The sequence below is a fragment of the Chlorobiota bacterium genome, from assembly GCA_016700335.1.
Lineage (GTDB): Bacteria > Bacteroidota > Ignavibacteria > OLB7 > OLB7.
On sequence record CP065014.1, the window covers coordinates 1095370 to 1119095 of the forward strand.

At 28.5% G+C, this 23726-nt stretch carries 20 protein-coding genes; 9 read left to right on the plus strand and 11 right to left on the minus strand.

Features of this window, described 5'->3' with window-relative positions:
- Positions 1-27: 27 nt before the first annotated feature.
- A complete protein-coding gene (locus tag IPP08_04425; GenBank protein ID QQS67416.1) occupies positions 28-3225 on the minus strand; it encodes a SusC/RagA family TonB-linked outer membrane protein in 3198 nt (1065 codons plus the stop codon).
- Between the two features lie 326 nt (positions 3226-3551).
- On the opposite strand from IPP08_04425, the gene IPP08_04430 reads away from it, so the two are divergent.
- The 4 genes from IPP08_04430 (at position 3552) to rpsU (ending at position 5697) form a co-directional block, all read left to right on the plus strand.
- Positions 3552-4247, plus strand: coding sequence for a dephospho-CoA kinase (locus IPP08_04430; GenBank protein QQS67417.1), 696 nt, complete (start codon positions 3552-3554; stop codon positions 4245-4247).
- 29 nt (positions 4248-4276) lie between these two features.
- A complete protein-coding gene (locus IPP08_04435; GenBank protein QQS67418.1) occupies positions 4277-4894 on the plus strand; it encodes a YigZ family protein in 618 nt (205 codons plus the stop codon).
- A gap of 153 nt (positions 4895-5047) precedes the next feature.
- Positions 5048-5464: a hypothetical protein gene (locus IPP08_04440; protein QQS67419.1), complete on the plus strand. Its 417-nt coding sequence runs from the start codon at positions 5048-5050 to the stop codon at positions 5462-5464.
- Positions 5465-5499: 35 nt separating this feature from the next.
- Positions 5500-5697, plus strand: a complete 198-nt coding sequence (gene rpsU, locus IPP08_04445) for a 30S ribosomal protein S21 (protein ID QQS67420.1) — start codon at positions 5500-5502, stop codon at positions 5695-5697.
- Between the two features lie 75 nt (positions 5698-5772).
- Here the strand turns inward: rpsU and IPP08_04450 are convergent, their stop codons facing one another.
- From IPP08_04450 to gcvP, 3 genes are all read right to left on the minus strand, one after another.
- Positions 5773-5958: a hypothetical protein gene (locus tag IPP08_04450; protein ID QQS67421.1), complete on the minus strand. Its 186-nt coding sequence runs from the start codon at positions 5956-5958 to the stop codon at positions 5773-5775.
- The gene (locus IPP08_04455) at positions 5918-6082 is read right to left on the minus strand and encodes a hypothetical protein (protein ID QQS67422.1); all 165 of its coding nucleotides are present in this window, start codon (positions 6080-6082) and stop codon (positions 5918-5920) included. The genes IPP08_04450 and IPP08_04455 overlap by 41 nt, the downstream gene beginning before the upstream one ends.
- Before the next feature lie 311 nt (positions 6083-6393).
- The gene (gcvP, locus tag IPP08_04460) at positions 6394-9255 is read right to left on the minus strand and encodes an aminomethyl-transferring glycine dehydrogenase (GenBank protein QQS67423.1); all 2862 of its coding nucleotides are present in this window, start codon (positions 9253-9255) and stop codon (positions 6394-6396) included.
- A gap of 615 nt (positions 9256-9870) precedes the next feature.
- On the opposite strand from gcvP, the gene IPP08_04465 reads away from it, so the two are divergent.
- From IPP08_04465 to IPP08_04480, 4 genes are all read left to right on the plus strand, one after another.
- Positions 9871-10971, plus strand: a complete 1101-nt coding sequence (locus IPP08_04465; protein QQS67424.1) for a VWA domain-containing protein — start codon at positions 9871-9873, stop codon at positions 10969-10971.
- 118 nt (positions 10972-11089) lie between these two features.
- Complete coding sequence (locus IPP08_04470; protein ID QQS67425.1) at positions 11090-12016, plus strand: lamin tail domain-containing protein; 927 nt, start codon at positions 11090-11092, stop codon at positions 12014-12016.
- 120 nt (positions 12017-12136) lie between these two features.
- Positions 12137-12640 carry a DoxX family membrane protein gene (locus IPP08_04475; protein ID QQS67426.1) on the plus strand — a complete coding sequence of 168 codons (504 nt, stop codon included), beginning with the start codon at positions 12137-12139 and terminating at the stop codon, positions 12638-12640.
- 46 nt (positions 12641-12686) lie between these two features.
- The gene (locus tag IPP08_04480) at positions 12687-13058 is read left to right on the plus strand and encodes a DnaJ domain-containing protein (GenBank protein QQS67427.1); all 372 of its coding nucleotides are present in this window, start codon (positions 12687-12689) and stop codon (positions 13056-13058) included.
- A 63-nt stretch (positions 13059-13121) separates the two neighbouring features.
- Here IPP08_04480 and IPP08_04485 read toward each other — a convergent pair whose 3' ends face one another.
- From IPP08_04485 to IPP08_04510, 6 genes are all read right to left on the minus strand, one after another.
- The gene (locus IPP08_04485; protein ID QQS67428.1) at positions 13122-14975 is read right to left on the minus strand and encodes a VCBS repeat-containing protein; all 1854 of its coding nucleotides are present in this window, start codon (positions 14973-14975) and stop codon (positions 13122-13124) included.
- A 33-nt stretch (positions 14976-15008) separates the two neighbouring features.
- Positions 15009-16019, minus strand: a complete 1011-nt coding sequence (locus IPP08_04490; GenBank protein ID QQS67429.1) for a hypothetical protein — start codon at positions 16017-16019, stop codon at positions 15009-15011.
- Between the two features lie 141 nt (positions 16020-16160).
- Positions 16161-17510, minus strand: a complete 1350-nt coding sequence (gene mtaB, locus IPP08_04495) for a tRNA (N(6)-L-threonylcarbamoyladenosine(37)-C(2))-methylthiotransferase MtaB (GenBank protein ID QQS67430.1) — start codon at positions 17508-17510, stop codon at positions 16161-16163.
- Between the two features lie 16 nt (positions 17511-17526).
- On the minus strand, positions 17527-18042 hold the full coding sequence (locus tag IPP08_04500) for an SET domain-containing protein-lysine N-methyltransferase (protein QQS67431.1): 516 nt from the start codon (positions 18040-18042) through the stop codon (positions 17527-17529).
- An 89-nt stretch (positions 18043-18131) separates the two neighbouring features.
- On the minus strand, positions 18132-19424 hold the full coding sequence (locus tag IPP08_04505) for an amidohydrolase family protein (GenBank protein ID QQS67432.1): 1293 nt from the start codon (positions 19422-19424) through the stop codon (positions 18132-18134).
- Positions 19425-19538: 114 nt separating this feature from the next.
- The gene (locus tag IPP08_04510; GenBank protein QQS67433.1) at positions 19539-20318 is read right to left on the minus strand and encodes a CPBP family intramembrane metalloprotease; all 780 of its coding nucleotides are present in this window, start codon (positions 20316-20318) and stop codon (positions 19539-19541) included.
- A gap of 231 nt (positions 20319-20549) precedes the next feature.
- Between IPP08_04510 and pckA the strand changes: the two genes are divergently transcribed.
- Positions 20550-22136, plus strand: a complete 1587-nt coding sequence (gene pckA / locus IPP08_04515) for a phosphoenolpyruvate carboxykinase (ATP) (protein QQS67434.1) — start codon at positions 20550-20552, stop codon at positions 22134-22136.
- 70 nt (positions 22137-22206) lie between these two features.
- On the opposite strand, the gene IPP08_04520 is transcribed toward pckA, so the two are convergent.
- Complete coding sequence (locus tag IPP08_04520; GenBank protein QQS67435.1) at positions 22207-23724, minus strand: FMN-binding glutamate synthase family protein; 1518 nt, start codon at positions 23722-23724, stop codon at positions 22207-22209.
- Positions 23725-23726 lie beyond the last annotated feature (2 nt).

Below are 23726 nucleotides of genomic sequence, written 5' to 3' on the forward strand. Positions count from 1 at the left end.
TGTTAGAAATATTTAATAGATGAATTATTAATAAGTTAATGATAATGATATTCTTAATGATTTACTTTGAGGTAAAGTAAAATAATCCATACCTCTACCTTCAGAATTTCCAAATGTATTTACCTCTGGATCAAATCCATTATATTTAGAAATTGTCATCAAATTTCTTGCTGATAAAGATAAATTTAATGTCTCAATACCATATTCACTTAAACCATGATAGTTATAACCTAAAGAAATATCTCTTAGTTTAATATAAGAACCATCTTTAATATGAGGTTCATTACTATCATTAAATCCATTTGCATAAGTTTGATAATATTCTTGTTTTGTTACAGCAACTGGTTTATTTGGATCAGTTACATCCATAACAGGTTGACCATCTTCATTGATCCATGGTTCATCTCGATCTTTTGTATCTCCATGAGTACCAAAGTTATACAATGCACCTTCAGTACCATTCCAAACTTTACCACCTTGCTTTATATCGAATAAGAATGAAAAAGTTATGTCATTCATTAAACTAAAAGTATTTTCCCAAGAAGCTGTAAAATCTGGTTCTGATGAACCTAATATTAATAATTCTGTGCTTAATTTTGGAGCTCCTTTGTAAGCATTTCCATAATCATCGTCAGCGGCACCTGTAGAATAAATTATTTTACCAGTTGTTGAATCTCTAAGCCAACCACGACCATAAAAAACTCCCAAAGGCTGACCTGGAGTAGCAATATTAGTAACTCCAGTAAATGCACCATTAATGCCATAAGTTGAAGAACCTTCTAACTTAGTAACCATGTTAGTTGTTTTAGTAAACCCAAAATTAGTATTCCAAGTAAAGCCTTCTATATTTACAGGATTTATTCCTAAATTAAGTTCAATAGTTCTGTTATACATTGCTGCTGCATTTTTGTAATATTTGTCATATCCAGTAGATGCTGGAATATCTAATAATAGAATCATATCTTCAACATTATTTGAACTATAATTTGCTTCAAACTTTATTTTATTGTTGAATAAGCCCAAATCAATTCCTATTTCTCTTTCTATATTTAATTCTGGTTGAATGTTTTCATTTCCTCCAACAATATAATTATCACCACTAAGTTCTCCCTGTCTAATACCTATAAACCCATTTCTTGATGCTTTAGTATCTCTTCCCCAAGGATCAAAAAATCCATATGTTCCATATAAAGATGTAGTTGCATAAGCTCCTGGCAAACTTGGTGATCCTGCTTCGCCATATGCTCCTCTTATTCGAAGATTATCAATTGTACCTTTCATATCTTTCATGAAAGATTCATCAGATAAAGTATATGAAATTCCAAATTTTGGATAATTATGAAATTGATTGTCCTTTCCAAAAGTTGAGCTTCCGTCTCTTCTAATTGATGCAGTTAAATTTAAATTTTGGAAAATTGTAGCAGTAGCAGAAGCAAACAAACCAACTGTTTTTGTTTTTCCATTAGCAGAAGCACCATCTTTTGTAGAACCGGCTGAAATTTGATCATAAAAAGGGAGGGTGCTTGTAGCTTCAACATCAGAACTATTGCTTTCTTGCCAAATTACTTGTTGACCAATAATTCCATTTAAAGAAAAATTGTCACTAAAATTATGTGAGGCAGATAATGTTAAATCTAAATTATAATTAGAAACTGAAGATCTATTAACATCAATCAAACCTAATGAATTTAATGAAGCTCTAGCACCAACTGCTAACCTTTCAACATTAGTTTGATCGTATCTATCTAAACCAATTCGCCCAGTGGCTTTAATCCAATCAATTGGGTTCCAAGTTAACTCACTACTATGAATAAATCTGTTAACATTCTGATTAAAAGAATTATTCTCTTGTGACCATAATGGATTATCATAACCAGCAAATCTTCTTTGTGTTCCGTCAGATTCATATTTTATACTATTATCAAACTCTGTTGGTGTTCTTAATCCACCTAACAAAGTACCAGATCTATTACTTCCATCTTGAGGTAAGTTAGTATTTGAAGAAATGTAATTTGAGCTAGTTTGTAAAGAAAGTCTTGGTAAAAGACCAACCCCTAAATTTAATCTTATGTTTCTTTTATCCATATCTGAGCTTATTACAGTTCCTTCTAAATTGGATAATGTCCCAGAAATTAAATAATTTATATCACCATTTCCACCACTAACGCTTAGGCTTTGTTCAAAACTATTTCCTGTTCTAAACACGTCTTCACCATGATTAAATGTTGTTGTTCCTTCTTTTAATTTAGCACCATAAGAATCTGTAGAACCTGGTTTACCAACACCACCATTTGTACCTGCAGCATAAGGGATTCTCTGTCCATAAATGTTTTGTAAATTAAATTCTCCTGAATGTTTATCCATTGTGTAAGAAGAACTGTATGTTATAGTTGCAGGCTTTTCACTGCTCATCATATTTCCTTTTTTAGTGGTGATAAGTATAACTCCATTTCCAGCTAATGAACCATACATTGCTGCTGCTGAAGCTCCTTTGAGAACTTCAATACTTTCAATATCTTGAGGATTAATATCAATTGCTCTGTTCCCTAATTGTTTACTTCCATTAGGATCAAAAGTATAACTATTATCAATTATAACTCCATCAACAACATATAAAGGTTCAGAGCTACCTGCAATAGATTTTCTACCTCTAAGTGTAACAAAAGTACCAGCTCCAGGAGTACCACTACTTTTACTAACTTGGGCACCTGTAACTCTCCCTGCTAAGGCATCTATTGCTGAAGTTGATACAACTTTATTAATCTTATCTCCTTCAACTGTACTAATTGAGTTCCCAAGTTTATCTCTTTTAACTTCGCCTGTAAGACCCATAACAACTATCTCTCGCCCTTTTAAAGCCTGAGAACTAATCTCATAATTCAGAACTAAATCTGATGTTCCAATTGTAACAACTTTTATAGAAGTTTGGTAACCTACCATTCGAGTTTCAACAGAATGAGATCCTTGGGGAACTCCTTTAATAGAATATTCACCCTTAGAGTTAGAGATTGCTCCAATTTTCATTTTTGGTATAGATACTGAAACCCCAGACATACTTTTTTTGGTGTCAGAATCTGTAATTGTACCTGAAATTGTGTGTCGCTCATCATTTCCTCCTTGAGAATATAATGATTTGGAGATTGTGAAAATTATTACCATAACTGCTAAAAATAATCTTTGTGATGGTAAAGTGGCATAAATAAGCCGTTTGTAATTAGTTCTCATTTTTTAAAGAGATTGTTTGTGAAAGAAAGAGCAAGGTTAAGAAATTATAATTCTAAAATTTAGTTTCTAAAAAAATTTAAAGAACAAATCTAAAATCTCAATAATGATCTCATAAAAATCGGAAGGAATACAATTACAATTTTAATAAATCAATAAATCTATATTATCAAATCGTAAAGTAAATATTTTTTTATTAATAGCAATGTTTTTTTAAATAATTTATTTTCGATGATCTTTAGATATATACAATTAATATGTTAATCAGTAATACATATTAATAGAAATTTCTAATATCAAAATATTTAACCATAAATTTGCATAATATTATGAGAAAATTATTTATTGGAATTACTGGTTCTATAGGATCTGGAAAAAGTACTGTGGCGAGTATTTTTACAAACGAAGGTATACCAGTTTTAGTTGCAGATATTATAGCAAAAGAATTGATGACAACTAATAAAGATTTAATAATTGAAATTAAAAAACAATTTGGAGAACAAGTATATAATGAAGGTGAAATTGATAAAAAAGTTTTAGCAAATATTATATTTAATAACAAAACAAAATTAGATATTATAAATTCTTTGGTTCACCCAATTACCATTAATGAACAATTAAAAAGAGCAGAGCAATTATTTATTCAAGGATTTAATATAGTAGCTTCTGAAGCTGCATTGATATTTGAATCTGGTCATACTAGCCATTTTGATTACATTATTGTTGTTACTTCTGATAAACTTGAAAGATATAAACGTGCTGTTAAAAGGGATAATTTAAGTATGTCGGATATTGCAAAAAGAGATGATAACCAATTGCCTGAAGAATATAAAATTCAACATGCCGATTTTGTAATAAAAAATAATGGTTCATTAAATGAATTAATTTCAAATACTAAATTTATAATCCAATTATTAAAAACGTTACCTTCAAAGAAAATTATGGATGAAAGATTAAAAGCTTCAATTGAAAATTTAGATATAGATTTAATTAATGATGATATTATATCAAATGAAGAAAATTAATAATTTTAAAATTATTGAAATGTTTATTTATGGCAGATAATTTAAACCCTTATAAAACAGTTTTGGAAAATAGTTCTATTGAATCAAAAGTTAGGGGTTCAAGGTTTATTGGAACTATTTTAAATGTCGATTCTAAGATAAAAGCTAATTTAGAACTTGATTTAATTAGAAAAAAATATTGGGATTCAACACATAACTGCTATGCATATAGAATTGCTCCACATGGATTGGAAAGTAAAATGAGTGATGATGGTGAGCCAAGTGGATCAGCAGGTAAACCTATACTATACATTTTACAAAAAGCTGAAATTGTAAATACTTTGATTGTTGTAACAAGGTATTTTGGTGGCTTAAAACTTGGAGTTGGGGGTTTAGTTCGTGCATATTCAGAGTGTGCAAAATTAGTAATTGAAAATTCTAAAATAACAGAAGTTTACCCAACAGAAATTTATAAAATATTTGTTCAATATGAAGATATGAAATATATCAGGCCAATAATTGATAATTATGCAATTAGCTTTGATGAAGAATTTCATGATGTGATAAATTATACTGTCAAAGTGAAAAAAATTGTTGGATTAGAATTTACTGATAAAATAATTGAATCATCTCAAGGTAGAGCCGGTTGGACTAAGCTAGAAAATTGAAGTCTTTATCATATATTTGGATTATAATTATAAATTAACTTAATTAAAGTTTTACATTATTTAGAAAAAATAAAAATATATTTGACCTAAAACCGCTTAATTCCGTATCTTTGTTACTAGTATTCAGGTAATTTATAACCAATATTCAGAATAATGGTAACTGTAGAGAAAAAAACTCCACGAAAAAGAGCTAAATCAAAATATATTTTACTTTCTAATATGTGCGATATATGCACTAAACCAACAAAGTTTCAGTTAGTTGGTTTGGTTGTTGGTTCTGAGGAGACAAAAAAATGGGCAAAGTGTAGTAAGTGTAGGCATACAGTTTTGTTAGACATGGAATTAATAGAAGGTCCAAAGGAAGAAACTAGTTTAGGTGATATTACTGCTGATGAATGTATTCCATATTCTCCAAAAACTTTATATGAAATTGGAGATGCTATTTATCATCAGGCATGGGATGATATGGGCATGGTAAGGTCAAAAGAGATGACTTCAAATGGTAAATTTGCAATCGTTGTTGCGTTTATGAAGTCAGGTGAAAAAAAATTAATTGAAAATTTGAGTTAAAAATTTTATAAATATATAAATTTCAACAAACAAGAATGATAGGAGTTACAATTCAAGAATCGGAAACAATTGACCGAGCTTTAAAGAGGTTTAAAAAGAAATTTGATCGTTCAGGCATTTTACGAGAGTTCAGAGCAAGAACTGCTTTTATTAAGCCATCAATAGTTTCTCGCCAATCAAGGCTTAGAGCTATTAAAAAGCAACATAGAGCAAATCGTGATGCTAATCTTTAATTGAAATTGATAGTTAAAAACCGTTTAAATTTACTTTAGACGGTTTTTTTTTACAATTAAGTTTTTAGATTATTTTTATTTAAATATATCAGTTTTTTTACCGTTCCAATCTGGGAAAAGTTTTGAACTCATATTTACTCCAAATTGTTCTTCAACAATGTTAGAAAATAATGATCTAAAATCGGTTGTTACTGGCAAGTCTCTTGAATCTTCCAAATTCTCAAAACTTAGGATTGGTACATCTCCATTGATGTATGCCAAATTTATCATTTAAATTAATCAATGAATTCACATTTGAAAATGAAGGTGAATTTAATAAAAGGTTAGGTCTTAATAATTTCAAATTGTCATCCCCAAATGGTGTAACAGTCATTAATCCATCCATAGCCCCCCTTTGAAAAATTACAACAAGAATTTTATTTTTTTGTAATGAAAACTTTAAAGCTATTTAAGTTTTATTAATGAAACTTGGAATACCCTCCATTCCTAATAAGAAACAGGATAACCCACTTTCTTTTATAAAAGCTCTTCTTTTCTTTTTGTATTTAATTAAAAAAAGTAAGGTATAATTTTAACAAAATGGTTCCCGTTAAATTTTAAATCAAGACTTATAGTTTTTAGAATATTAGACTGTATATAATTAAAAAAGCCACTTATAAATATAAGTGGCTTAATTAAATCAAACACAAAAGTTGATTAATCTTGATATTCCTCAATAGGCAAACATGAACATACTAAATTTCTATCTCCTAAAGCATTATTAACTCTGCTTACTGATGCCCAAAATTTTCTTTCCTTTAAATAAGGAACAGGGAAGGCAGCTTTTGATCGAGTGTAAGGTTTATCCCATTCATCTGCACAAACAACCTCAGATGTATGAGGTGAATTTTTTAAAACATTATTTTGCTTATCAACAATACCAAGTTCAACTTCTTGAATTTCGCTTCTAATTGAAATTAAAGCTTCAATAAATCTATCAATTTCAGCTTTAGATTCACTTTCAGTTGGTTCAATCATCAATGTACCTGCAACTGGGAAACTCACAGTAGGAGCATGAAAATTATAGTCCATTAATCTTTTTGCAACGTCTTCAACTTCGATACCAGAATTTATTTTTAATTGCCTAAAATCAAGTATACATTCATGAGCAACATTTCCATTTTTACCTTTATACAAAACTGGATAATAATTCTCAAGTTTTTTGGCTATATAATTACCATTTAAAATTGCAATTTCTGTGGCATTTCTCAAACCTTTACTTCCCATCATAAAAATATACATCCAAGAAATTACAAGTATAGAAGAACTTCCCCAAGGGGCAGCTGAAACAGCTCCATTAGTTCCATTAGTTGAATTATTAATAACAATATGATTTGGTAAAAAAGGTGTTAAATGAGATGCTACACCAATTGGACCTACTCCTGGACCACCACCTCCATGTGGTATACAAAATGTTTTATGTAAATTTAAATGGCAAACATCTGCTCCAAAATCACCTGGTCTGCATAATCCAACTTGTGCATTCATATTAGCTCCATCCATATATACTTGCCCACCATTAGAATGAATGATATCACATATTTCTCTGATACCTTCTTCAAAAACGCCATGTGTACTTGGGTAGGTAATCATTAAAGTTGAAAGGTTAGAAGCATGTAATTCAGCTTTCTCTTTTAGATCAGCAATATCTATATTTCCATTCTCATCAGTCTTTGTAACAACTACTTTCATACCAGCCATTACAGCACTTGCAGGATTTGTACCATGAGCAGATTGTGGAATTAAACAAACATTTCTATTGAAATCACCATTCGATAAATGATATCCTCTAATTGCTAAAAGCCCAGCATATTCTCCTTGAGAGCCAGCATTTGGCTGTAAAGAAACTTTATCAAAACCAGTTATTTCTTCAAGAGCTTTTTCTAAAGTATCAAATAATTCAGCATACCCTAATGCTTGATTTTTAGGAACAAAAGGATGTATTGAACCAAATTCTCTCCAAGTTACAGGAAACATTTCACTAGTTGCATTCAGCTTCATTGTACAACTTCCCAAAGGAATCATTGAATGAGTCAATGATAAATCGCGGCTTTCAAGTTTTCTAATGTACCTTAACATTTCAGTTTCACTATGATAAGAATTAAAAACTGGATGTTTTAAATATTCACTTTTACGATCAAAAAAACCAGTGATTGAAGAAGTGGTTTCTTCAATTGATAATGTTGCATCTTCATAAATTCTAAAACATTGAAGTATTTCATTAACTTGATTAATTCCAACAGTTTCATCTAAAGAAATTCCAATATCTCCGTTGTTAAAGTATCTAAAATTTATATTTTTGGAAATAGCAATATTTTCGATTTGTTTTGAATCAATTTTTGGGCTAATATTAAGAGTATCAAAATAAACTGAATTGTTAATAATATTTCCAGCTTTTTCCAAGCATTTACTTAAAAGGGAAGTATGGGAATGAACTCTATTTGCAATTTTTTTAATTCCTTCAGGTCCATGATAAACAGCATACATTCCAGCCATAACAGCTAACAAAACTTGAGCTGTGCAAATGTTAGATGTCGCCTTTTCTCTTCTTATATGTTGTTCTCTAGTTTGTAAAGCCATTCTTAAAGCTGGCTTACCAAGTGAATCAGTTGAAACACCAATAATTCTACCAGGTATTACTCTTTTAAACTCATCTTTTGAAGCAAAAAAAGCTGCATGTGGTCCTCCATATCCCATTGGTACTCCAAATCTTTGTGAATTACCAACTACAATGTCAGCTCCAAATTCTCCAGGTGGAGTAAGTAAAGCAAGTGAAAGTAAATCAGTTGCAACAGTTACAATTGCCTTATTATCATGAACTTTTTGAATAAACTCTTTATAATCTTCTACTTTTCCATCATGTGCAGGATATTGAAGCAAAGATCCAAATAAGCCTTCGGATAAATCAAAATTATTAATATCACCAACTATTACATTAATACCTAAAGGTTGAGCTCTAGTTTTAATAACATCGATTGTTTGAGGAAAACATTTGTCTGAAACTAAAAAATTATTTGAAACATTACTTCCTTTTTGATTATAACTCATACTCATTGCTTCGGCAGCTGCAGTAGCTTCATCTAATAAAGAAGCATTTGCTATTGGAAGCCCAGTTAAATCAATAATTACAGTTTGAAAATTCAATAATGCTTGCAATCTACCTTGAGCAATTTCAGCTTGATAAGGAGTATATTGGGTATACCAACCTGGATTCTCTAAAATATTTCTTTGTATAACTGCTGGAGTAAATGTATTGTAATAACCCATACCTATGTATGAATTAAACACTAAATTTTTCTCAGAAATATTTTTTAATCTTGTTAATGCATCTTGTTCGCTTAATGCATCTTCAATCAATAACTCTCTTGGTAATCTTATGTTCTGAGGTATTGTATCATTTATAAGATTTTCAATCGAATCGTATCCACAAATTTCTAACATCTCATTAACTTCTTTTTGGTTTAGACCTATGTGTCTGTTTTGAAAGATATCTGGATGTGAAAAGGAGGTTTTGACCATTAAATTTATAGTATAAGAATTGTTTAAGTTACTATTGTTTTTATTGAAGACGAATAATTGTTTGCAAAATTACGAATATGATAAATATGTAAATTCTAATAATAAAAAAAAAGCAACCATACTTCAGGTTGCTTTTGATTAGTTTTGAAAAAGTACTAAATCTAAAGATATTTTGAATTTTTAAAATTAAATTATAGACTAATTCCTCGAATCAATTTTATAATTTATTTAAAAAGAATTCATTTTCTTTTTAATTAAAATTATTTAAATTAAATGTATTTTAATTTTAATAAAATTTGTAAACTTTCCTTTTCAAAATTGTTCATTTAGTATTATTTTTAACTTTACTAATTTTAACTTCCTAAAACCTTAGTGATGTTTTAGTATGATGTTAAGTTTTCTTTTAAGAAAAATTTGTTAGTTTGAGAATCGTAGTTCTCGGTTGATTGAATTGGTAAACCTTGTCTCTTTTCTTTCTCTCTTTTAATTATTTGTTTAAATAATTATTCATTAAATATAAGTTTATACCGTTTCAGTTTAAAGGTAAAACCGTTTCAGTTAAAATAATATTTAGAATTGGTTGTCATTTTGTACAAATCATGTTAACATATATTTATGAATAAATTTAGATTTACTAAGTTAATACCAACTTTAAATGATGGGAAAACTCAATTCGATAAATTGTTTGAAATATTTCAGGAAATTTTAATTCATACTTCTGGAGATGTAGCAGAAGGTTTAAAGATATTAAGTGAAATAGATAGAAAATATCAATTAACAGAAAATAATTATGGTATTGGAAATTTTGTTGAAGAGTTGAAAAAGAAAGGTTTTATTAAAGATGATATTGTTAGTGGTCAATTTAAAGTAACTGATAAAACAAAACAATCTATTCGTAAAAGTTCATTAGATCAGATATTCGGAAAACTTAAAAAATCATTAAATGGAAATCATAAAACCTCCCATACTGGTATTGGTGATGAAGTAAGCAGTGATATTCGTAATTTCCAATTTGGTGATTCTTATGAGCAAATAGCTATTACTGAATCAATAAATAACGCTTTCATAAACCAAGGTATTGACAACTTTGATATAACTGAAAGAGATTTAGAGATTCGTGAAAAGGAACATAAATCACAAAGCTCCACCGTCCTGATGATTGATATTTCTCACTCTATGATTCTTTACGGGGAAGATAGAATAACCCCTGCCAAAAAAGTAGCAATGGCTTTGTCTGAGTTAATTCAAATTAAATATCCTAAAGATACTTTAGATATTATTGTGTTTGGAAATGATGCATGGCAAATTGAAGTTAAAGATTTACCTTTCTTAGAAGTTGGACCATTTTATACTAATACAGTAGCTGGATTAGAACTAGCAATGGATTTGCTGAGAAGAAGAAAGAATCCAAATAAACAGATATTTATGATTACTGATGGAAAACCAACTTGTATTAAAGAAGGGAATAGTTATTACCAAAATAGTTGGGGTTTAGATAGAAAAATTTTAAATAAATGTTATGCTTTAGCTGCAAGTTGCAGAAGATTAAAAGTACCAGTAACAACTTTTATGATAGCTCAAGATTCATATCTCCAACAATTTGTCCAAGAATTTACTGACATAAATCAGGGAAGAGCTTTTTATACTAGTTTAAAAGGTTTAGGTGAATATATATTTGAAGACTATTCTAAAAATAGAAAGAAAACCTTAAGATAAATTCTTACTATTTGTTTAAATTTGTTCAGTTTAAGTTTCAATTAATATTTAAATATTTACCCTATACAGTAAGATAACTATAATAATTTAACCCCATAATATTTTTACCCTAATTTAAATGAAAACTATTTCAAGAAAAACCTACTCAAATTTTCTTATTATTTTTTTTACTTTTTATGTAATAACAAATCTTAAAGCTTCATCTCAAATATTGATAAATGAAATTATGTTTGATCCAATATATGTAGATGGAAAAGCGACTGCTGAGTATGTTGAATTGTTAAATAATTCAGATGAAAGTGTTCTGATTTCAGACTTCATCATTAAAGATGGAACGAATAAAATTGTTGCTCAAATTACCAAAAAAGATTTGACAATTTCACCAAAATCATACTTTATTATTGCAAGTGATACTTCAATATACAAGAAATTTCCAATGCTAAAAGATTCAAATAATTTGTATTTTAATAAAAGTTCTTCACTAGGTTTAAACTCAGAATTTGATAATGTTGTATTAATTAATAGTGATGGAAAAACAATAGATAGTTTGCAATACAAATCATCATGGCATAGAAAAGACCTCATTTCAACTAAAGGAATTTCATTAGAAAGAATCTCAAGTTTAAATGAAACAAATTTAGTCTCAAATTGGACTAGCTCATCAAGTTTATTTGGTGGAACACCTTCTAAAATCAATTCTGTTTCTTCATCTCAAGAAATTTCTGATCAATTATTCACAGTTTATCCTCAAACGTTTAGTCCTGATGGTGATGGACATGAAGATCTTTTGAGAATTACTTACAACTTACCAAATGGAAATTATAGAATAATGATTAAGGCGTATGACAAGCATGGTAATTTAGTAAATACAATTGCTAACAATTTTATTTCATCTTCAAAAGGAGAATTTTCTTGGGATGGATTAAATAGTTATTCTATAGCATTGCAATCTGGTGCTTACTTAATTAGATTTGAATATTATAATGATAATGGAAGAGGTTCAAATGCTCAAATGCAAACTGTTATCTTAGCAAAGAAATACTAAATTATTTTTTTAAATGGAAATTTACATTCAAGAATTGATTTCTAAATTTAATTTATTATAAGTTTAAAATGAAAAATTAATAAATAATTTATTAATTTACAACATTATAATATTTAAAAAATGAGTGAATTAAATTCTGAATCAAAGTTAACACAATTGTCAAATAATAAATTAACACTTTGGCTTTCATTTATTGCTAGATTGGTTTTAGGTCAAATGTTACTTATTTCTGGAGCTGAAAAATTAGTTGCTCTAAAAACGTTTTCCAATTCAATTAGTAATTATCAATTAATACCTGAAAGTTTAAATAATGTGCTTGCACTTTCTTTTGTTTGGGCAGAAATTACAGTTGGAATATTATTGATACTAGGTTTATTTGTAAAAGGAAGTTCTTTTTTATCTACGTTAATGCTTTCAGTTTTCACTATAGCAATTTTGATAGCAATGGCTCGCGGTTTAGAGATTGATTGTGGCTGCTTTGCTAAACCAGAACCAATAGGCTGGATGAAAATTTTTAAAAATTCATTATGGATTTTACTTTCATTTTATTGTATGAAATTTTCAAATAGTAAATACAGTGCTGAAAATTATCTAAAATTTAACAATGATTTAATAAAATCTTAATCAAATATTTATTATTCTTTTGTAAAATTATCTAAAATTTAATTAAATGTCTTTTTCGCAAATAATTTCTAGAATAAACAGGATAGCCAACTCATATAAATCATCTTTTAGTAGTTATGATGAAGATTTAAAAGTAGCAGAAGAATATATAAATTCTTACAACAAAAACAAAGAAATTTATGATGAAATTATTGATAAACAAGAAGACTTGGAGTTTATTAATGCTTATAAATTACTTGATGTTGATAAAGATGATAAATTAGAAACAATTGTAAATTCATTTAGGAAATTGTTGAAAAAGTATCATCCTGATAATTTTACAAACGAAAGTGAAGAGCAACAACTTTTACTTAATGATAAAGTTAGAGAAATAATAAAAGCTTATGAACTTCTCAAAAGTGTAAAAGAAAAAAAATAAGAGTGTTTTTTTAGATTTAAATAATTGTGAAACTAGAGAAATTAATAAATTAGTTTTATATTTTCATTTCAAAAGTAATCTAAAAAAATTAATTCCAAATTCCTCTTTAACGCTTATGACATCTTTTGAATATTTAAATACATTTATACCACCATTTAAATTACCAGATAACAAATAATTTCCATTCTTAAAATTCAATACTAACGGTACAGGGTTATTTATTGATGTTATTGTAGGTAAAGTATCATTTGAAGAAAATGCATGATTTTGATTTAAATAAATTAAGATTTTATTTAAACTAGAATTAATTCCTCTTCCACCAATTATTAAATCTAAATCTCCATCATTATCAATATCACCAAATCTTGGTGATGAATCAAATCCTACATCTAAAGTATCTAATAATGTTTTAGAATCTATTCTTTGAAATACATAATTAATTTTTGTTCCAGTATTATTAAAGTAAACAACCTTGCCATTCCCAGCACCAACAAACAAATCTAAATCTCCATCATTATCAAAATCAACTAAACATGGAGACGAATTTTGATTTACTTTAAATGAATCTAATTGCCAAGGGATTTGTTTTAAAGATTTCCCTTCAAAATTATACAATGATAATGTACCTTCAGAATTCCCTAATACTACCTCTGAAATACTATCATTATCTAAATCACCAACTGCAGGAGTTACATAATAATTTGTTGTTGATACATTTACCAAATTTTTAAAAGTGAGTTTTGGAGTCAAATTCTGAGTTACATCGAATAGCCATAATCTACCATTTCCATCACCAATTAATAGACCATTATAAAATTTATCTTTAATAACTGTTGGTGAGCTAAAGCTACCAAAATCCAATTCTTCAAGAAAATTTACTAATGAGTTTAATGAATATTCTTGAAAAATTGGGTTCAAATTTGATCCGATATTTTTATAAAAAATTACTTCAGTTTGGTAAGTAGAATTTAATAATGATGAACAAATCAAATCATTATCACCATCATTATCAATATCTGAGGAAATAATTTGAGTATAACTTTGAGCATCTACATACTTACCAGTATCAATAATTGTTGGAGAAAATTTTGCATTTTGTTTGGATCCTTTATTTTCAAAATATAGGATGTGACTTAAAAAAAAGTCACTAAAGAAAAAATCATAATCACCATCCGAATCCATATCAGCAAACTCAATGCAACTTGAACCATGAAGTCCATCTTGTAAACTATTTTTTCTTATATCTAAGTTAATATTACTTATTATATGAATACCAGAATATTGAGAAGTGATATATTTAAAATTTGCTTTTAAATTAGTTCCAATATTTTGATAATAAGTAATTGTACCATCAAGATTTCCAATAAATAGATCATAATCTCCATCAAAATCTATATCAACAAAATTTGGTATAGTAATTTGTTGAGCTACAATTGTAGAATTATCAATTCCTTTTAAAGTGTCTGATTTTGTATTGAATATTGGATTTTTAGTTGTTCCATTATTATAATATACTAGTAGCTCAGATAACTCTCCAGATGTAAAAAAATCAATGTCTCCATCAAAATCAATATCAATAAATCTAATCCAACTTTTAGCTTTTATTTTTTTATATTCTGAATTATAAAATTCGACAAATTTACCTTTTCCTTTATTTAAATAAACTTTAATTTGTTCATTTGGAGAAGTATAATTTAAAACAAACAATTCTGGTAATGTATCTCCAGTAACATCAATTAATGAAATTCTTGATTGGTTGAAACCTCCTGAAAATGGATTATTTATTTTATCACTTTTAAACTCTACTTCAATATCAGAATATGAATTGATTAAATTTTGAGTAAGGCAAATACAATTATTTAGAATACTAATTATAAATAATAAAATGAATTTATTATAATTAAATTTGCATTTCATTTGAATAATTTGTTAATAATTTTCAGTTAAAAATTAATTGGTTTTCCAGCGATTGATTGAAATTTTAAAAGTAGGCAAATTTTTATTTCCCTTTAAAAAAGAACTAGTTTTTCTTGATAAATTTGATGGGATAACACTTACTGAATTTTGTAAAATAACAAATGGTTTGTTAAAGTCATAATCGTATGGCTGCAAAGAAATTGCCACTGAATAATTGCCATCGTTTAATATTTTTTTAAACCCTTGTTTAATAAAATCTTCTCCAGGGAATTGATATGCTGAAACTATGTTATCTCCTGCTAAGGGACCAGCTCCTGTTGCATCTGGTCCTGTGTTTTTTGAGAATTTACCCAACGAAAAATATTCTTTTTGATTGTTAAATTCTTTAATTACCCAGCCTTCATATTTCCATCTATTATTTGATGTTGTATAAGGTAATTCTGTAAGAAACAAACCCTTTTTAATTGAGTCACCATCAGAATTTGCAAACCAAATACCAGATGCGAAATCACTTAAATCTAAGCTAGTAGGTGAATCTAAAAAGTATTGATTTACACTATCAATTAAATCATTATTAATCTTATTACCAAAAGAATCATCACCACTTAATTTTAAAATAGCTGTACCTGTAATTTCATCTCCAAAAAAATTTCCAGATAGCAATCTAACTGTTGGGGTTGTGATTGAGTCTTTAATAGATTCGATTGTTAAAATTGCATCAAAAAATAGATTAGGATTGTATCCTTCTTTAACATCTGAGTTTGTTTTAGAGTCCAAATAAAATAAATTGCCAAGTGAGTTAATTGTAAAACGACTAACGCTTAGATATTCATTATCACCATGTAAGAAAGATGATTTAGTTTTAATTTCATTAACTCTAGATTTTGGATAACTGAACCACAAATGAAAACAATAACCAGAATCCAAACTTGGGAGATTTGAAAATTCAATTTTAGAAGTTGTTCCAGGTGCAATTGGATCAGTATTACAAGAACTAATAAAAATAACTATTAATAAATATAAAATTGAATGAAAAATTTTCATCTGAATGGATGTTTATTGTTATGAAATCAAGTATTTTAATTCATATTGAATTTTATTAAGTAAAACAAGTTTGAAAAAATATTAATTTATTGCAAAAGTATACTATGTAGAGTTAAGTATAAACATAAAAAAATTCTGATTTTAACTAAAATTTAAAACTGGCAAAAATAATTTATTATTACTATTCCTTTCAAAATTAGCTATACTTCCTTCACAAAATCTTCCATTAAAAGAATTAAGTTTAGTTTCAACAATTTCATTATCTAAATTTAAGTCTAGTGGAACACCAACCCTAATATAATTTTCAGACCATCCATAAATGATGTTTTCTTCATTTGGAATTGCATTTTCAAAAAGCACTTTATAAGTTTTATTTAGATTTTTTTTAATAAAATCAAATTTTTTCATTTCGGATAATATTCGTAATCTAGAAGTTCTTTCTCTTCTAATGTTAACTGGTACTGGGTTTCCAAGTGAAGCAGCAGGAGTGTTTTCTCTTTCGCTATAAGTAAAAACATGAAAATAACTTACATCAATATCATTTAAAAAAGTAAAAGTCTCATTAAAATTCACTTCAGTTTCTGAAGGAAATCCAACAATTACATCTACTCCAATTGCACAATTAGGAATCATATTTTTAATATAATTCACTCTATCACAATAATTTTCAACTTTATATCTTCGTTTCATTTTACCTAAAATTTCATTACTCCCACTTTGTAAAGGAAGATGAAAATGAGGTAATAGTCTATCTGATTTAGAAGCTAATTTTATTATATCATCACTTAACAAATTTGGTTCAATTGAAGAGATCCTAATTCTTTCAAGCCCTTCTACATCATGCAGTTTTAGTAACAAATCATAAAAATTTTCATTAGAATTTTTTCCAAAATCACCAACATTTACACCAGTAATAACCAATTCTTTATAACCATTAGTTACTAAGCTTTGAGCTTGTTCAAATGCATTTATTATAGATTGAGATCTACTTCCCCCTCTGGCAAGTGGTATTGTGCAAAAACTACAATTATAATCGCAACCATCTTGTACCTTTAAGAAAGCTCTAGTTCGAGCATCATTTTCACTACTAAATGCAATACCAAAGGAATCTTCTATAGAAATATCTCCAACATGAATTTTAGGAGTATTAAGTTTTTTGAATTTGTTCTCATAATTAAACAAATTAAATTTTTCTGATGAGCCAACCACTAAATCAACACCTCCAATGGAGGCAATTTCTTCTGGCTTGAGTTGAGCATAACATCCAGTTACAATAATAAAAGCATTAGGATTCAATTTTAATGCTTTTCTAATTATTCTTCTACATTCTTTATCTGCATTATCAGTAACCGAACATGAGTTTATTACAATAACATCATTTATATTACTTATATCAGAAACTGTAAATCCGTTTGATCTAAATTGATCAGCAACTGAACTAGTTTCAGCATAGTTCAATTTACAGCCTAGAGTATGTAAAGCTACTTTCATTATTTAAATTTTAATATTATCTTTCATAAAAAACATTCTTAGGTAACTTTTTTTTCTTTTTGTAAGATTTTAATATTGTACCTCTACAATTATCAGAACCGCACAAACACTTATATCTTAACATATCTTCTTTTGTATGCCAGTCAAATAATTCATAACCATAATCATACACAAGTTCTTCACCAATAATAATGGTTTTCAAAGAATAAATAAATATTCTATCATCAACATTTAGTGGTTCACAATTTGGTTTACAAGAATGATTAATGTAAATTGCTTCATTTCCATTGTATCTCCCATCAATACAAACATCATTATCTACTGAAAATAAAAAAGTATGATGTCGTTTGGTATCAGAATCTGAATATTTTTCATCAGCTTCATCTTGAGAAATCCGTTCTCCAAGATATTCAATAATTTTAGTACCTTTTCGTATCTTCTTTATTGCAAATGCACCCCATCCTTGAATTGAAGACTTTTTTAACTCAAAATATTTGTTATCTGATAAAGGTTTAGTTTTAATTCTTGGCATTTAATTAATAAGTTTCATTTAAAAAATAGAACAATGAATTATAATTAGGATAATACTCTTAAATATATTTTCTAATTACCTTAATACAACTAATTTTCCAAACCAGGACTTCTTTTGATAAATTCTTTATAAAGCTTAGTTTGTCTACTTTCCATTGGAATTTTATATCCATTAATAAATACTGATTTGATTAAAGTTCTTGGTTCAAACGGATCACCATTTGCAATAAAAAAAGTAGCTTGTTTTCCAATCTCAATAGATCCTAATAATTTATCAACACCAAATATTTGTGCAGCATGAATTGTAATTGCTTTTAATGCTTCATCTTTATCCATTCCATATGCAGTTGCATAACCCGCATTAAAAGGTAAGTTTCTCGAATTAGCATATTCATTTGTTCGAATACAAACTTTTACTCCAGCTTTTGATAAAATTCCAGCATTGCTGTAACCTTTATCATATCTATCTGTTTCTCTAGTTGGCATAGATAAAATAGGACCAACAATACATGGAATTTTAGCATTGGATAATTTATCCGCAACTCTCCAACCTTCTGAAACACCAGTAAATATTACATTACTAAATTTATTTATTTTAACCCAATTAATTGCAGAATCAATATCAGATGATTTGTTAACTTCAATCATAAGTGTATATTTTCCATTAATAACATCAGCTAAAGTTTTGATTTCTGGTTGATATTCTAAAATAAATTTTTGCTTATTGTCTGCCACCGAATCAATATGTGAATAAAGTCTTGCCTTATTAATTGTTGCATCTAAATCATTAAATTTTTTCTTGTCTTCTTTATCAATATCTTCATCAGATCTTTTATCCCAAAAACCATTTTTGCCTCTTGAAGGAAAATTCATAACAGCCAAACGAGTTTGGTTAACGCTCATTTGGTCTGGTGTGTAGCCATGTAAATTAATCAAACAGGCTAACCCTGGAAAAGTACCTCCAGATGGAACACTTAAAACTGTTGTTATTCCGCCTAAACGAGTAACAGGAATCATTTCAGAATTTGGATTGATGGCTGTTAATGCATCCATCTGTGCAGAATTATCACCAAGTTCATTATTATCGTTAGTAACATCAACCATTCCAACTTCAACTAAACCAACAGAAGTTCCGCAATCAATAAATCCAGGATAAATTGACAATCCTTTGCAATCTAATGTTTCTATACCAACAGGTAAAGTGATATTTGTACCTAAATCAATAATTTTGTTATCTCTAATTACCAAAGTCCCATTATTAATAGTACCACTTGTGATTGTTTCAATTTTTGCATTAATAAATGCAAAAGTCCCTTTTTGAGTTTGAGCAAAAGAAGGAATTACAATTAATAAAACAAGTAAAAGTGAAGTAAATTTATTCATAAAGTAAAATAATAAACATTATAAAGCTTTAATAAACCTTAAAATATAAAGTTGAAAAAAATAAAAAATGAAAAGAAGTTAATTGTTTATGTTTAAATATTATAGAAACTAAAGTTAAACTAAAGTTACAAAAACATCATATAATGCATGAGTCATTGCTGCCATTCCAAATCCTCTTGTTAAAAAAATGATATTAAGAACCAAACCCATAACAAATCTAAAGGTAAAACTTTGAATTGTAAATGTGTCACCCATAACTCCAACATAATGTACAGCACTAAAAACAAGAGCACTTAAAATTGCTGCTGATACAAATCTGATTGATTTTCCTACTGGTACTGGAATAACAAAAAGTATTTTGTAAATAATTGTTGTTAAAATTAATCTAAATACAAATTCTTCATAAATACCTGCCCCTAATGATAAAACTAATTGATGTAAAGTTGATAGTCTTGGATCTAAAGGGCTAGAAGGATCATGAATTTGTAATGAAACAATTTTATGTAAAAACAAATTAACAGTTGGACCAATAATTGCTGCGTATAGTGAACTTTCAAGGAACATCCAAATGAAATAATAAGGTCTTATTACCACTTTTTTAATTCTATTCTCGTAAAGCATTATTGCTAAACCAACAAGAACTAAAAGTACACTAGTTACTAAAGTACTATGTAACCCAACTGCATCTAAAAATTTCTTAACCCAAACATCAGCACCAACTCTAATCTGATAAATTGCTCCTTGATTAACAAATCTAGAACCAAGTTCATATAAAATAATTAAAGGTACAACAAATAGATAACTATAAGTATGTGTTTTAGTTAGAGCAAAATATCCTAGGGAAGGTGGTGCAACATTCTGTTCTCCAACTTGAGAGTTTATTTCTTCAGACATTTTTAAAAATATATTAAATAAATTATATTATTCACAAGAAAGTAATCTACTTTTCTAAATCAGAATGTTTCAAAGATAAGGAGGTTCAAGTAAATTTATAAAATAGTATTTAGATTTTATAAGTATTAAATAAGTACTCTATAACTTATAAATGAAATATAACTCTTATTTTTGCAATTCTATTTTTATATAAAACGAATAATTAATCAATTAAATAAATAATTCGAGATAATGGATATTAAGAAACAGTTATCGGATTTTGGAATTGACTCAAAAAGTGTTATTTACAATGGTACAACTCCAGTACTAGTTCAAGAAGCAATTAGTAGAAATGAAGGCTACTTAACTCCTGGCGGTGCATTTTTAGCTTACACTGGACAGCATACAGGTCGCTCTCCAAATGATAAATTTGTTGTTAAAGAACCTAATAGCAAGGGTAATGTTTGGTGGGGTACAGTAAATAAAGAATTTTCACAAGAGAAATTTAATTCATTATTATCTAAAGCAAAGGAGTATTTATCTGGTAGAGATTTAATTGTTGCAGATTGTTATGTTGGTGCAGACCCTAGGTATAGAGTTGGTGTTAGAGTAATTAATATGCATGCATGGCATAATCTATTTGCTCAAACAATGTTTATTCCTATTGATAAAGCTGAAAATCCAGAAACTAATTTCTCTCCAGAATATACTGTTGTACATGTACCTGATATGGAAGCAATTCCTAATGTAGATGGAACAAGAAGTGGAACTTTTATTATTTTAGATTTAGGTCAAAAATTAATTCTAATTGGAGGAACTAGTTATGCTGGTGAAATTAAAAAATCTCTATTCACAACTATGAATTATCTTTTACCACTTAAAGGAATTATGCCTATGCATTGTTCTGCAAATGTTGGAGAAGGCGATGATGTTGCATTGTTCTTTGGGCTTTCAGGAACAGGAAAAACTACATTATCTGCAGACCCAAATAGAGGTTTAATTGGTGATGATGAACATGGATGGAGTAACGATGGAGTTTTTAATTTCGAAGGTGGATGTTACGCAAAGATGATCAAATTATCAGCAGAAGCAGAACCTCAAATTTTTGCAACTACTACAAAATTTGGAACAGTATTAGAGAATGTAGATATGGATATTGAGACTCGCAAGCTTGACCTTGATTCTTCTAAGTTTACTGAAAACACTCGTGGGGCTTATCCGTTGGATTTTATAGACAATGCTGTACCTTCTGCTAGTGCTGGGCACCCAAGAAACATTGTTATGCTTACTGCTGATGCATTTGGTGTATTACCTCCAATTGCAAAGTTAACAACTCCTCAGGCTATGTATCAATTTCTATCAGGTTATACAGCAAAAGTTGCTGGTACTGAAAAAGGAGTTATTGAACCACAACCAACATTCTCTACTTGCTTTGGAGCACCATTCATGGTTCATCATCCTAGTGTTTATGCTGAACTTCTTGGTAAAAAAATTAATGATCATGAATCAAGTTGTTGGTTAATAAATACTGGTTGGACTGGAGGAGCATATGGTACTGGATCTAGAATGAAAATTAAATATACTCGTGCAATGATAAACGCTGCCTTAGAAGGGAAGTTAAATAATGTTGATTACAGAGAAGATCCCATATTCGGGTTGTTTGTTCCAAATGTAGTTGAAGGTGTCCCGAGTGAAGTTTTAGATCCTCGCTCTACATGGGCAGATAAAGATGCCTACGATACTCAAGCGAAAAAACTTGCAAGTTTGTTCCGTGATAATTTTGCAAAATTTGCAGATGGAACTAGTGAAGATATTAAAAATGCTGGTCCTAAAGGATAATTTAAATAATTTTAAATTTATTAAGCACCTATAAAATATTCTTTTAATAGGTGCTTTTTTATTTATTCCTTCAAAATAAATAGCTCCTACTTACAACACTAGGATATATTTCTTCAAATGTTAAAAAATTATGAGTATCTATTCTCTGATGAATTAAGCTTCTCTTTAAATTTGTTAAATCAGATATTCCAGCAGCTGCAATTAATTCCATAAAACACTTAAGAGTTTCATTCTGAAAATTTGCTACTCGTATATATTTTTCCTCGACAACCAACCCAGCCATTAAATGTGGGTTATGAGTTGTTAATCCCGTAGGGCATGTATTCTTATCGCATTCAAGTGCTTGAATGCAACCCAATGCCATCATCATTCCTCTAGCTGAATTACATATATCTGCACCAATACTCATATATTTTACCATATCAAAACCAGAGACTATTTTACCACTTGCAATGACTTTAATTTTGCTTTTTAAATCAAAACCAATAAGTGTATCAATAACAAAAACTAATCCATCTTCAAGAGGCATTCCAACACTATTACTAAATTCTAATGGAGCTGCACCAGTTCCTCCTTCTCCTCCATCAACTGTAATAAAATCTGGATATATATTAGCAGATATCATTGCTTTACAAATATCTATGAACTCTTGTTTTTTACCTACACAGAATTTAAATCCGATTGGCTTACCATGACAATTTAACCTAAGTAATTTAATGAATTCTATAAATTCAAATGCATTACTAAAAGCTGAATGCCCTGGAGGAGATAATATAGTAGTACCAACAGGTACTCCTCTAATAGAGGCTATTTCAGGGGTATTTTTTGCAGCTGGTAAAACACCTCCATGACCTGGTTTCGCTCCTTGAGAAATTTTAATCTCAATCATTTTTATATTCTCATGACTTGAAGTTTTGATAAATTTTTCAAGATTAAAAGTACCATCATCAGATCTACAACCAAAGTAACCTGTACCTATTTGATAGACTATATCTGCACCACCTTCCAAGTGATAAGGAGAAACACCACCTTCACCAGTATTATGATAAAAATTACCTTTTTTGGCACCTTTACTAAATGCAAGAACCGCACTTTTACTTAATGCTCCATAACTCATTGCTGAGATATTAAGTAATGAAGCACTATAAGGTTTTAAGCAGTTTTCACCTCCAATTTCAACTCTTGGTGAACTATGTAGTAATTTTGCTGGGTAAATACTATGGGGCATCCATTCATAGTCAGGTTGGTAAACATTTAACTCTGTTCCAAAAGGATGATTTTGATTAGTTAATTTTGCTCTTCCATAAATAATATTTCTTTGTAACCTTGTAAATGGAGTACCATTAGTATCACTCTCAATGAAATATTGTCTTATCTCAGGACCTAAACTTTCTAGTATATATCTTGCATGACCAATAATTGGGAAGTTTCTAGTAATAGAATGTTTAGTTTGAAAATAATCATACAAACCTAAAATTGCTAAAGGATAAATTACTATACCTAATATTATAAATATTGAATTTAAAAAAATTAAATATGAGGTAATTATTAGAATGATAATTACTATTAGAATGAAATATTTACGCATTT